The organism is Nocardia sp. NPDC051787, from assembly GCF_040681325.1.
Taxonomy (GTDB): domain Bacteria; phylum Actinomycetota; class Actinomycetes; order Mycobacteriales; family Mycobacteriaceae; genus Nocardia.
Map to the genome: position 1 here is coordinate 99,039 of NZ_JBFAYO010000024.1, position 12,535 is coordinate 111,573.

Below are 12,535 nucleotides of genomic sequence, written 5' to 3' on the forward strand. Positions count from 1 at the left end.
ACCCGGCGCGGCGGCCTGCGTGCCGCGGCAGCGATCGCGGCAACGGCAGTGCTCGCGGGAGTGATGACCGGTGTCGGCGCGTCCAGTGCGACAGCTGACCCGATCATCGATTCCAAGACCCTGCTGGGCAACCCGGTCGCCCCGGACGGTTCGCGTATCACCAAGGCCGAGTACAAGGACTCGCGCAGCATCCGGCTGTACGTGTACTCGGCGGCAATGGACGAGAAGATCATCATCGACGTCCAGCGCCCGGCCGACGCGTCGGTGCCGCGTCCCACGCTGTACCTGCTCAACGGTGCGGGCGGCGGCGAGGACGACGCATCGTGGCAGGCGAAGACCGACGCGCTGCAGTTCCTGTCGGACAAGAACGTCAACGTGATTCAGCCGATCGGTGGCAAGTGGAGCTACTACACCGACTGGATCAAGGACGATCCGGTGCTGGGCCGCAACAAGTGGAAGACCTTCTTCACCGAGGAGCTGCCCCCGCTGGTCGACGGCGCGCTCGGTACCAACGGCGTGAACGCCATCGCGGGCCTGTCCACCTCTGGCACCACGGTGCTCGCGCTGCCGATCGCCAAGCCGGGCCTGTACAAGGCCGCCGCGGCCTACAGCGGCTGCGCGCAGACCAGTGACCCGGTCGGCTCGGAGTTCGTGAAACTGACCGTGGAGACCTGGGGCGGCGGTGACACCGAGAACATGTGGGGTCCGCAGGGCGGTCCGGAGTGGGTGGCCAACGATCCGTACGTGAACGCCGAAGGGCTGCGCGGGCTGGACCTCTACATCTCCACCGGAAACGGCCTGCCCGGCCAGCACGACACGCTCAATGGTCAGTACGCCCTCCCCGGCCCGTACGGTCTGGCCAACCAGATCATCATCGGCGGCGTGATCGAGGCGGGCACCAACTACTGCACGAACAACCTGAAGAACAAGCTGGAGCAGCTGGGTATCCCGGCCACGTACAACTTCCGCAACTCGGGCACCCACTCGTGGGGTTACTGGCGCGACGAGTTCCAGATCTCGTGGCCGGTGCTCGCGAAGGGCCTCGGCATCTGAGCCGCTGACCCGATCCGGATCGCCCGGCGCAACCGCGCCGACCGCCTGGTTGCCCCTGGGTAACCAGGCGGTCGGCTTTTCGCGATTCCCTTGGTGCACTTCACCAGTGGCCACGGTCCTAGCTGGATGCGGGAATCAGACCCAGTTCTCGATCCAGTACTTCCAGATCCGCGGCGCGTAGGCGTCCAGGGGCGGCACCCTGATGTCGCTGCCCGCAAGCGCCGCGCTGGTGTGGTGGCAGTCGAACCAGCAGGTGAATTCGCTGTGCTCCAGGATATCCAGCGGGACGCCGACGCGGGGCAGCAGCCAGTTGGCGCCGGGGACGCGCAGCAGCATGTCGAGGGTGCGTTTGGGCATCACCTCCACCAGGTGCGGCGCGCCCGCCTCGTCGGCGAACAGGTTCAGTGCCTCGACCGCGCTCTGCCTGCGCGGGTCGACCAGGTGATAGGTGGTCTTGTCCGAGCCGGGCCGGTGCGCGATGTGGTCCAGAGCACGCGCGACGAAATCGACCGGGACCATGTTGGTCTCGCCGAGCTTGGGTACCAGCACAGGCAGGAGCCTGGGCAGTTGCGCGCCCATCCGCAACAGGCGGAAGAAGTAGTACGGCCCATCGATGCGATCGATCTCACCGGTCTTGGAATGGCCGATCACGATCGACGGACGGTAGATGCGCCAGCGCAGGGAGGATTCCCGCACGATCCGCTCGGCCTCGAATTCGGCCCGCTGCATCGGCGTGGCCAGCGACTGACCGTGGTCGAACATGTCCTCGGTGAACAGGCCTTCGCTGGACCCGGCCACCTCCACGGTCGAGACATGGTGCAGCAGTTCGGCATTCAGTTCCTCGGCGACGTCGACCAGATGCCTGGTTCCGCCGCCACGCTCGGTCAGGTCGAAGCCGGCGGCCAGGTGGAAGACGTGCTCGATACCGCCGCGATGCCGCGTCAGCCAGGCCGGGTCGATGCCGAGCCCGGGGGCGCCGAGATCGCCGCGCACCAAGCGGACGCGGTCGCCGCCCGCCCATTCCTGCGCACAGCAGGCGAACCGGTCGGCCGCGGCGTCACCCGGCCGGACCAGTACATGGATGTCACCCTCGCGTTTCAGGAGCTCGGGGATGAGGAACCGACCGATGAACCCAGTTGCCCCGGTAACCAGGTAAGTCATAGCCGATGAACATAGTCGCCTGTCGCCGGGGGCATCGCGGCGGGCCGATCAGTCGGCGAAGACGGGCTTGCGCTTGGTGAGCATCGCCGTGGCGCCCTCGGCGAAATCCGGGGACCGCAACAACTCGGTCTGCCCGGCCTTTTCGGCGTCCAGCGCCGCGTCCAGCGAGGTCAGCGTGGCCTGGTTCAGCGCTTGCTTGGTGAGTTCCAGCGCGCGGCGCGGCCCCGCGGCGATCTTCGTGACGGCCTGCGCGACCGCGTCGTCGAGTTCGCTATCGGGGACGACCGCAGTGAACAACCCGGCCGCCTCGGCGGCAGGAGCGGGCAGCCGCTCGCCGAGCAGCGCCATCCGCGCGGCAAGCGGGCGGCCGGCCGCCGCGGCGACCAGCGCGGCCGCACCGCCGTCGGGCATCAAGCCGATGTTGATGAAAGCCAACAGCAGGTAGGAATCCTCGCTGGCATAGACCAGATCGGCGGCCAGCGCGATGCCGACCCCGACGCCCGCCGCGGCGCCCCGGATACGCGCGATCACCGGGACCGGCGCGTCCACGATCGCGCGCACCAGCCGGTTCGCCGCGTCCATCACCATGTCCGAGGTGATGCCGCGGCGCGCCTCGTTCGCGCTCGCCGACAGGTCGGCGCCGGTGCAGAAGTCGCCGCCCTCGCCCGTCAGGACGATCACGCGCACCGCGCGATCCTCGGCCGCGGCGTGGAAGGTGTCTCCGAGCGCGACCATCGTGTCGTAGTCGATGGCGTTCTTGCGCTTCGGCTTGGTGATCGTGACCCGGAGCGCCTTGCCGTCCTTGACCGCGGTGAACCCCGTGGACGCCGTCGGCACGTCGGCGGCATCCACGGAATCGGTGTTGCTCATGTTTGCTCCTACGCTGGAATTCGGCAGCTGCCGGGCCATGAATAATGGTTAACTTTGCGAATTGTGGTTAACTTAGGTTCCATTGTCGGGCGCTGTCAACCAGCGCCGCCGGAGAACGGAGAGGTGCATGGTCGCGGATCGCAGCGAGATCGGTCTCGCTCCCGCACGGCCCGACCCGGGAAGCAGGGCGGGTGCGCAGGGCGCACCGCAGGTGCGGCGCCGCCCGAAGGACCGCAAGGTCCAGATCATCCGGGCGGCCGCGCGAGCGTTCAGCGAACGCGGGTACTACCCGGTGGGTGTGGACGAGATCGCGGCCGAGGTCGGGATCTCCGGTCCCGCGCTGTACCGGCATTTCACGAACAAGTACGCGCTGTTGGTCGCTGCCGCCGAGGAGGGCGCACGGCATCTGCTGACCGTCGCTCGAGCCGCCGACGACGTACGGCTCGACCCCGCACAGCGCTTGGACGCCCTGATCCGCGCGATCAGCGAGCACACCATCGAGATCCGCCGCGAGGCCGGGCTCTACCGCTGGGAACGGCGCTACCTCGAACGTGACGACCGCGTTCGGATCAAGAAGATCTACGACGACCTGAACAACACCCTCGCCGAGCCGATCGCGCTGCTGCGGCCCGCCGCGCCGCCCGCGGACGTGGCGATGCTGGCCGCGGGCGTGCTGAGCGCGATCGCGAGTATCGCGGCGCATCGCACCGCGCTGTCCAGTGCCAGGCTGCTCCCGCTACTGCACGAGCTGGCCTGGGCCGTGCTGCGCACCGAACTGCCCGCCGCGCCGGCCGAACCGGACCCGGCCCAGCCCGCGCGCGGCATCCCGGTGACCTCGAAGCGGGAACAGCTGCTCACCGAGGCGATCCGGATCTTCGGCAGGCAGGGCTACCACGAGGCGAGCATCGAGGAGATCGGCGCCGCCGTGGGGATCAACGCCTCCAGCGTGTACCGGTACTTCGCGAGCAAGTCCGACTTGCTCGCCGCGGCTTTCTACCGCACCGGCGACCGGCTGGCCATCGCGATCACCGAGGCGCTGGCCGAGGCGACCAGCCGGGAGGACGCGGCGCGGCGCCTGGCCGACCGCTACGCCAAGCTCAGCTTCGCCATGCCGGAGATCATGCCGGTCTACTACGCCGAATTCAGCAACCTGCCGCAGTCCGAACAGCAGAAGCTGCGCGCCATCCAGCGGCAGAACGTGCTCGAGTGGGCCAACTTGCTCGACGGAGATCCGGTCGAAGCGCGTTTCCGCGTGCACGCCGCCATCGGGCAGGTGATCGATGTGGGCAGGCTGATCCGATTCGATTCCCGCCCAGCGCAACTCGCGCGCGTCACGGCGCTGATGGACGCGGTGCTGCTCGGCTGAGCCCGCGCGGCTCAGGTGCGTGCGTGCCGGATCCGGAAGATCGTTCTGGCCAGTCGCAGGTGACGCGGGTGCCGGTCGAACGTGGACAGGTTCACCGGCGCCTGGTAGCGCTTCCGCGCGATGGCAAGCGTCCTGCTGAACTCGCGCAGGCCCTGGTCGCCGTGGCTGTGGCCTTGCCCGTACTCGCCCACGCCGCCGAAGGGCAACGCCGGGATGCCCGCGTAGGCGGTGGAGGAGTTGATCGTCACCACCCCGACCCGCAGCCGCTCGGCGAAGTCCTCGATCTCGTGCACGTCCCGGGTGAACACCGACACCGCGACGTCGGTGCCGACCGCGTTGATCCGTTCGGCGGCGTCGTCCATGCTCGCCACCTTGTTCACGATGAGCACCGGGCCGATGCCCTCGCCGGTGATGGCGCTGCTCTCCTCCGGCACCTCGGCCAGCACGATCGGCTCGATGTAGGGCTCGCGGATCGAATCCAGCCCGCCGACCACCGCGCGTCCGCCGCGGGCCACCGCGTCGCGCACCTGCCTGCGCACCACCTCGACCTGTGACTCCATGATCATCGGGCCGTAGGACGCCTTCCGGTCCGCGCCCGGCCGCAGCCTACGGGCCTGGTCCGCGACCAGTTCCAGAAAGCGGTCGTAGACCGACTGGGCGACGTAGGCCCGCTGGATACCGGTGGCGTTCTGCCCGGCGTTGGCCATCGCGCCGAACACCGCGGCCTCGGCGGCGTCGTCGAGCTTCGCGTCCACGTGTACGACCATGCTGCCCTTGCCGCTGCGCTCGACGACGACCGGCGTCATGGTCTGCGCGCACGCCGCGATCACCTCGCGGGCACCCGCCTCAGGGCCGGCGTAGGCGATCTTGTCGACCTTCGCCCGGCACAGCGCCGTGCCGGTCGCGCTGTCGCCGGTAACCACCTGCAGCACCGGTTGATTCGGCGCCAGCCGAGCCCAACTGTCCGCCAGCCACACTCCGACGCCGGTGGTGAGCTCGTGCGGCTTGAACACCACCGCGTTGCCCGCCGCCATCGCGTAGGCGATCGAACCGAGCGGGGTGAACACCGGATTGTTCCACGGCCCCAGCACCCCGACCACGCCGAGCGGCAAGTAGCCGACCGAGGCCCGCTGATTGCGGCTGAGCCAGCTGGAACCGATGCGCCGCCGGTCCAGCGCGCGGGCGGCGTTGCGCGCGGCCCAATCCAGGTTCTCCACCGCGAGCATCACCTCGATCGCGGCGTCCACCTCCGGCTTTCCGGTCTCTTCGCACAGCAGGGCGACCAATTCGCCCGAGCGCCGGGCGATATCGCGTTTCCAATCCAGCAGCCAGCGCTTACGAGTGCTGAATCCCAGCTCCGCCCACCACTTTTCGGCGGCGCGGGCAGTGCGCACGGCGCGGTTGAGTTCACCGGTGCCCATGACGGCGTAGTTGCCCACCACCTCGCCGGTGCGCGGATCGTAGGACGTGAGCACGTTCGTTCGGCCCGTTCCTCCCGGACGCGCCGCCACCCATGGCTGCGCGGACTCGGCCATGATCACCTCTCGCAGTGTCGAAACCAGCGTGCGGACCGCTCAGCGGGGCACAGCCGCGGACGAGTGAGTGTGGTCCCCCACAGAGCAGACTATGGGCAGGCACGGCGGGCCGACAAGGCTCGGCCACCACCACCTGGACGCCCCGGATCGTCCTCACCAGCATTGATTCCTTGCGCGACGAACCGGGAGCAGGAAATGTGAGTAAGGACACAATTGATGCGCGCCGCACTAGGCGGCTGCCTCAGCCTTCGCTCGGCCCGGCGCGGGCTGTGGACGGACTACGTCCGGCCGCGCCTCTATGTACCGGGCCGCGAGGCGAAAGCCGCCGCGAGCGGGCCGGTAACATCACGCCGAGCGCGACGGATCACCAATCCGAGCGCAACATGCGCTCGGGCGACCTCGTCGCCGCACCGGCCGATAGTGGAGAGTTGATGCCGAGTTCCAACCAAGCAGATTCGCGTGCGGGTGAGCCAGCGGTCCGGGTAGTGGACGTCCGCAAGTCATTCGGCGACGTGCATGCACTGCAGGGCATCAGCTTCGTCGCCGAACGCGCCTCCGTTCTCGGCATCCTCGGCCCCAACGGTGCGGGCAAGACGACCATGGTGAAGGTCCTCGCCACCCTGTTGCGCCCCGACTCCGGCACCGCCGAGGTCGCCGGGCACGACGTGCTGAAGGACCCGGCGGGCGTGCGCCGGTCGATCATGATGACCGGGCAGTACGCGGCGCTGGACGAGAACCTCTCCGGCCGGGAGAACCTGGAGCTGTTCGGCAGGCTGATGGGCCTGGGCAAATCCGCGGCTCGCAAGCGCGCCGACACGTTGCTCGAGGAATTCGATCTGGTGAGTGCGGGCCGCCGTGCGGTGCGCAACTACTCGGGTGGCATGCGCCGCCGGGTGGATATCGCCTGCGGCTTGGTCGTGCGTCCCGAGGTGGTGTTCCTCGACGAGCCGACCACCGGCCTCGACCCGCGCAGCCGCCAGGGCGTCTGGGATCTGGTGACCGCGCTGAAGACGCAGGGCATCACGGTGCTGCTCACCACGCAGTACCTCGAGGAAGCCGACGTGCTCAGCGACAACATCATCGTGATCGACAAGGGCACGGTGATCGCCGAGGGCACCGCCGACGAACTCAAGGAGAAGACCGGCGGCAGCTACTGCGAAGTCGTCCCGCTGGATCCGACCGAGCTGCGCACCGCCGCGTACGCGCTCGGCGACCTGGTGCCGCCCGCGGTCATGGCCGATCTGAACGGCGGCGATCGGCTGTCCATCCCGGCGCCCGAGGGCGCGGTGACGCTGACCGAGGCGCTGCGCAGGCTGGACAGCGCGGGCGTGGAGTTGGCCGACATCGCGTTGCGCCGCCCCTCGCTCGACGACGTGTTCCTGTCCATCACCGGACACTCGGGCGGTCACGCGTGACCGCTGCGACCGCTCCGGAAACCCCACCGGCCGCGGCGACGCTGTTCGGCGACCTGCCCGCGGCGCGGCCGTCGGCCATCGCGCAGTGGCGGGCGCTGACCGGCCGCATCGTCCGCACCATGGCGACCAAAGGCGAGCTGATCGCCGCGGTGATCACGCCGCTGGTCTTCACCGTCGGCTTCTACCTGCCGCTGCGCTACGTGATGAAGTTCCAAGGCGTCGATTACGCGCAGTACGTCATGCCGATCATCGTGCTGCAGACGATGGCCTTCACGATGATGTCGAACGCGCAGGTGGCCGCGTTCGAGGCGATGACCGGGTTGAGCACCCGATTGCAGACCATGCCGATCGGCACGCTGGTGCCGTTCTCCGCGCGCATCACCGCCGGGCTGGTCCGATCGGTCACCTCGCTCACCGCGGCGGTGATCTTCGGGCACATCATCGGGTTCCGTTTTGTCGCCGGGTTCGGCCAGGCGGTGCTGTTCTGCGTCTTCTCCCTCGCCATCGGCACGGTGCTGGCGACCGGCGCCGACGCGCTCGGCAGCCTGACCAAGAGCCCGGAATCGCTGAGCCAGGCCCTGACCCTGCCGACGCTGATCTTCGGCATGCTCTCCTGCGGGTTCGTGCCCGAACGCAGCTTCCCGGAGTGGATTCGTCCTTTCGTGCGCAACCAGCCGATCTCCCAGTTCTCCTTCGCCCTGCGCGATATGGCGGCGGACGGCGTGACCTGGCAGGTGTTGTGGGTGCCGCTGGTGTGGGTGATCGGGCTAGCGGCGGCGTTCGTTCCGTTGGCGATCTGGGCGAGTGTGAGGCGGTCATGAGTTCTGTGGAGACGACCATGACGCCCGAGCGGATCGGCCCGTCGGCGCTGCCCGAGGTGGCGGCGCGCCCGGAGGCTTCGGTCCGCAACTGGGCCACGCACAGCCTGGTCCAGTGCAAGCGACTGCTGCGGGTGTGGGCGCGTGATCCGGCGACGACGATCCAGACGCTGCTCTATCCGGCACTCACCCTGCTGATGTTCCGCATCGTGCTCGGCGACTCGATCACCATGGCCACCGGCCAGCCGAGCGTCTACGGAACCGTTCCGATGATCACGCTCGTCGCGGCCATGTCCGGTGCGGTGGTCAGTGCGCTCGGCTTCAAGGTGGAGAAGCTCACCGGGCTGCTCGGCCGGTTCTGGACCATGCCGGTCCATCGCGCGGCCGGATTGACCGGGCGCCTGCTCGCCGAGGCGATCCGGGTGCTGGTCACCACGCTGTTCGTGATCGGCGTCGGCTTCACCATCGGCTTTCGCTTCGATCAGGGACCGCTGGCGGCGCTGGCGCTGATCGGCATTCCGGTGCTGTTCGGCGTGGCGTTCGCGGTGCTGGTCACCGCGGTGGCGACGATGTCGGAGGGTGTGATGCTGGTGAACACCATCGGCCTGATCAGCACCTTGCTGATGTTCTTCAACTCCGGATTCGTCCCGACCTTCGTCTACCCGACGTGGCTGCAAGACGTGGTCGGGAACCAGCCGATGAGCTGCGCCATCGACGCGATGAAGGGGCTGTCCTACGGCGGCCCGGTGGCCGAACCGCTGCTGAAGACACTCGCCTGGGTGATCGGGCTGATCGCGGTGTTCGCCTATCCCGCGATTCGCGGCTACCGGCGCGCGGCCGAGACCGGCGCCTGATCGAAGTCGTAGTCCAACCAGCGATTCCGGTTGGTCCAGCCGACCAGGTCGTAGCGCCAGCGGAACGGCCAGGTGTGCGCGACCGTGTTGAACAGCACGGCGCCGAGTGCGGTGTAGTCGTCGTGCGCGGACAGCAGCGCGCGCTGGCCGCGCGGGGAGGCGCTGAAGAAGGCGTCGAACATGGCGATGGACTGTTGGGTGGTGAGCCTGCCCAGGCCGTAGAGGCCACGCATCCGCATCCAATACACCAGTCGAGCGCGCGGCGGCCACAGTTCGGCGATGGGATCGCGGCCGTGGCGCAGCGCGGTGATCGCGGTGTCGGCCAGCGCCAGTGAGTCGGCCACGCTGTAGCCGGTGCACGGGTGCATCATGCCGCCGCGCGAACCGAACGGAATCGCCCTGGCCTCACCTTTTCGCGGCGGTGGCTGGTCGAGCGGATAGTGCGCCGCCTCGCTCGGTTCGGTGCCGGTGAGCCGGATGCCGTGCGCGGCCAGGCGGTTGAGCGTGCGCTTGCGCAGTTCGTGCTGCGGCATGCCGCCGCGCAGCCCGAGACTGGTCTCCTCGAAGATCACCGTGCCGTCGCCGACCGGCACCGCGTAGAGGAACGACGGCGGCTCGTCGGGGCCCGCGCCGTTCTCCGGCCGCCAGTCCAGCAGCAAACCCTCGCCATCGGAGACCATCGGCGCGGCGGTCTCGGCGTCGACGAAAATACCGTGCGCGCTCGCCGCCCTGCGGCGTCCGAGGGTGGGCAGCCCGCGGGTGTCGAACACCGCTGTGGCGGTATGCACCGTACCGTCGGCGAGTTCCACCTCATGCGCGTCCACCCGGGTGGCGCGGCCCGCGACGACGGTGGCATCGTCGAGCGGGAGCGCCGCGCGCAGACCGGGTTTGGACAGCACGCAGTAGGGCCGGTCGATGCGATGGTCGGTTTTCGTCCAGACCGTGGGTGCCGGGATCGTGGTCGCGACGGCGCTGGACGGCAGCCAATCCGGCAATTCGTCCACCCAGCAGGAGAAGGTCGGCGGCCATAAGCGGTCGGGGCGTGGATCGATCGCGGTCACCGACAGTCCGGCCCGCAGTGCGCGGTGGGCGAGTGCCCGCCCGGCCGGGCCGAGTCCGACCACGCACACATCGACTTCCTGGACCGCGCTGACACCCATAGGGGCATTCAATCCGCTGGGCCGACGCGAGCGCAACTATTCCGATCACGCGAGCCCAAGTAATTCGGGTCTCGCGATATCCGCGACAAACGGTTCAGGCCTCGGTGCGAATTCCATTTCGCGCGTGCCCCCAGAATCAGTGGCCCAGCAACTTCAGTCATGAAATGCCTTGCGGCGCACCATAGCCTGACCTCGGAACGCAAGGCGTTCCGGGATTTTGGATAAGGGGCATCATGAGAGGAAGTCACCTCCGCTGGCTCGTGCTGTTGGCCGCCACCGTCGGCGCGGCCGCGTCGGCGGTCCTACCGGCGCAGGCGAACGCGGCACCCGCGGAGTCTTCTATCGTTTCCGTGCAGGAGCACAGCGCTCGCAGTCTGACCTTGACGGTGCATTCCGCCGCTATGGATCTCGACATTCCGGTCGAAGTGCAGCGCGCCGCGGATACCAGTGCGCCACGTCCGGTGCTGTACCTGCTGCTCGGCGCGGGCGGCGGCGTCGACGGGTCCACGTGGGCCACGAAAACCGAGGCGATGCAATTCCTCTCGGACAAGAACGTGCACGCGGTGACGCCGATCGGCGGGATGTTCAGCTACTACGCGGACTGGCAGAAGGACGATCCGAGGCTCGGGCGCCAGAAATGGAAGACGTTCCTGAGCAGCGAATTGCCCCCGCTGGTCAACGCGTATCTCGGGACCAGCGGACGCAACGCGGTCGCGGGTTTCTCGATGTCGGGGACCACGACGCTCGCCCTCGCCGCGACCACCGGTGACCTGTTCTCCAGCGTCGCGGCCTACAGCGGTTGCGCGCAGACCAGCGATCCGGTGGGTCGTGAGTTCATCCGGCTCACCGTCGAGGAGTGGGGATGGGCGGAGATGGACAACATGTGGGGTCCCGCGGACGACCCGCAGTGGCGAGCCAACGATCCCTACGTACAAGCGGAGGGGCTGCGCGGAAAATCGATCTACATCTCCAGCGGAAATGGGCTTCCCGGGGTCTACGACGTCTACGGCGGAAAATACTCGCTGCCCGGCGCATGGGGTTTCTCGAATCAGATCGTGCTCGGCGGAGTCATCGAGGCAGCGACCAATTATTGCTCGCAGAATATGAAGGCCCGGCTGGACAGCCTGGGAATTCCCGCGCGATACAACTTCCGGCCGGAAGGCACCCATACCTGGGGCTACTGGGAGGACGCGCTGAAGGACTCGTGGCCGACGCTGGCCGCCCCACTGGGAATCTGATCCCCGGGACTTCGAGATGACTGTTCGCTCGTACGCCGCGCGGATCGCCGGTCTGCTGGTCGCCGCCGCCTGTACGGCCGCGCTGCACATGCCGAACGCGCTCGCCGGGCCGCAGCTGCCGACGCTGGACGGCGCCAACGATTGGTCCTGCCGTCCCACGCATGCGCGGCCCGAGCCAGTGGTGCTCTTGCACGGGTCGGGCACCGATGCCGTCCGCAGTTTCCTCTTGCTCGCGCCCGCGTTGCGGGCCGAGGGGCACTGCGTGTTCGCCGCGAATCTCGGTGTGGCGCCGGGTGTTGTCGACGCGGTGAGTGGCCAGACCGGTTCCAGCTCGACCGGTATGGGGCCGATCGGTGCCGCGTTGCTGGGGCGTGTGGTCTACGGCGTGGCCGACATCGATCGGATGGCCGCGGAACTCGCCGATGTCGTGGAATCGGTACGGAGCGCGACCGGGGCGAGCCGGGTGGCGCTGGTCGGGCATTCCACCGGCGGCACCGTGATCCGGCAATACCTGCGAGCCCGCGGCGTGGAGGCGGTGTCGCAGGTGGTGACCATGGGAACGCCGTATCGCGGTTCGACGTGGGCCGGGTTGCGCGGCACCTACCCTGACCTGGCCTCGCTCGGCCTGGGCAACGCGCAGATCGCCGCCCAGGTCTACGGAACTCCGGGACAGCAGCAGGTGGTCGGGTCACCGCTGCTGAACCGGCTGAACGCGGGAGGCGAGACCGTGCCCGGTCTCCGGTACACGGCCATCGCCTCCCGCGCCGACGAAGTGATCACCCCGCAGGACACCGCCCTGCTCGCCGCCCCCGCCGAGGGCGACCGCAATGTCTGGCTCCAGGACGGCTGCCCCGGTAACACCGCGAACCACAGCGGATTGCTTTCCGACCCGCGCACCGCCGAGGCCGTTCTCTCGGCACTCGCCGGCGACGATCGCCCCCTGCCGTGCGGTGTCTGATTTGCAGTGCCTGCGGCACTGCGTGTTCGCGGCCTCCTTGTGGCTCGCGTCCGAGCGACCGCCGCTTGCGACTTCGTCGCTTGCGCGGCGGCCACTCGGACGCGAGC

At 68.7% G+C, this 12,535-nt stretch carries 11 protein-coding genes; 7 read left to right on the forward strand and 4 right to left on the reverse strand.

Annotated features, from left to right (window positions below):
- Window positions 1-63 precede the first annotated feature (63 nt).
- Window positions 64-1,053 carry an alpha/beta hydrolase family protein gene (locus AB0M45_RS24050; protein WP_364333291.1) on the forward strand — a complete coding sequence of 330 codons (990 nt, stop codon included), beginning with the start codon at window positions 64-66 and terminating at the stop codon, window positions 1,051-1,053.
- Window positions 1,054-1,188: 135 nt separating this feature from the next.
- Here the strand turns inward: AB0M45_RS24050 and AB0M45_RS24055 are convergent, their stop codons facing one another.
- Window positions 1,189-2,214, reverse strand: a complete 1,026-nt coding sequence (locus tag AB0M45_RS24055) for an SDR family oxidoreductase (RefSeq protein WP_364333255.1) — start codon at window positions 2,212-2,214, stop codon at window positions 1,189-1,191.
- 48 nt (window positions 2,215-2,262) lie between these two features.
- Window positions 2,263-3,084 (reverse strand): enoyl-CoA hydratase, encoded by an 822-nt coding sequence (locus tag AB0M45_RS24060; RefSeq protein ID WP_364333258.1) that lies wholly within the window; start codon window positions 3,082-3,084, stop codon window positions 2,263-2,265.
- 127 nt (window positions 3,085-3,211) lie between these two features.
- On the opposite strand from AB0M45_RS24060, the gene AB0M45_RS24065 reads away from it, so the two are divergent.
- Window positions 3,212-4,450, forward strand: coding sequence for a TetR family transcriptional regulator (locus AB0M45_RS24065; RefSeq protein WP_364333261.1), 1,239 nt, complete (start codon window positions 3,212-3,214; stop codon window positions 4,448-4,450).
- Between the two features lie 11 nt (window positions 4,451-4,461).
- On the opposite strand, the gene AB0M45_RS24070 is transcribed toward AB0M45_RS24065, so the two are convergent.
- Window positions 4,462-5,985: an aldehyde dehydrogenase family protein gene (locus tag AB0M45_RS24070; protein WP_364333264.1), complete on the reverse strand. Its 1,524-nt coding sequence runs from the start codon at window positions 5,983-5,985 to the stop codon at window positions 4,462-4,464.
- 431 nt (window positions 5,986-6,416) lie between these two features.
- Here AB0M45_RS24070 and AB0M45_RS24075 point away from each other — a divergent pair, with 431 nt between their 5' ends.
- From AB0M45_RS24075 to AB0M45_RS24085, 3 genes are read left to right on the forward strand one after another with little or no spacing between them, the layout of a single operon-like run.
- Window positions 6,417-7,400 carry an ATP-binding cassette domain-containing protein gene (locus AB0M45_RS24075; protein ID WP_364333267.1) on the forward strand — a complete coding sequence of 328 codons (984 nt, stop codon included), beginning with the start codon at window positions 6,417-6,419 and terminating at the stop codon, window positions 7,398-7,400.
- 41 nt (window positions 7,401-7,441) lie between these two features.
- Complete coding sequence (locus AB0M45_RS24080; RefSeq protein WP_364333294.1) at window positions 7,442-8,221, forward strand: ABC transporter permease; 780 nt, start codon at window positions 7,442-7,444, stop codon at window positions 8,219-8,221.
- The gene (locus AB0M45_RS24085) at window positions 8,218-9,072 is read left to right on the forward strand and encodes an ABC transporter permease (RefSeq protein ID WP_364333270.1); all 855 of its coding nucleotides are present in this window, start codon (window positions 8,218-8,220) and stop codon (window positions 9,070-9,072) included. The genes AB0M45_RS24080 and AB0M45_RS24085 overlap by 4 nt, the downstream gene beginning before the upstream one ends.
- On the opposite strand, the gene AB0M45_RS24090 is transcribed toward AB0M45_RS24085, so the two are convergent.
- Window positions 9,042-10,232, reverse strand: a complete 1,191-nt coding sequence (locus AB0M45_RS24090) for a lycopene cyclase family protein (RefSeq protein WP_364333273.1) — start codon at window positions 10,230-10,232, stop codon at window positions 9,042-9,044. The two genes, AB0M45_RS24085 and AB0M45_RS24090, sit on opposite strands and share 31 nt — an antisense overlap.
- Window positions 10,233-10,465: 233 nt before the next feature.
- Between AB0M45_RS24090 and AB0M45_RS24095 the strand changes: the two genes are divergently transcribed.
- On the forward strand, window positions 10,466-11,470 hold the full coding sequence (locus AB0M45_RS24095; RefSeq protein WP_364333276.1) for an alpha/beta hydrolase family protein: 1,005 nt from the start codon (window positions 10,466-10,468) through the stop codon (window positions 11,468-11,470).
- A gap of 16 nt (window positions 11,471-11,486) precedes the next feature.
- Complete coding sequence (locus AB0M45_RS24100; RefSeq protein WP_364333279.1) at window positions 11,487-12,428, forward strand: alpha/beta fold hydrolase; 942 nt, start codon at window positions 11,487-11,489, stop codon at window positions 12,426-12,428.
- Window positions 12,429-12,535: the final 107 nt, after the last annotated feature.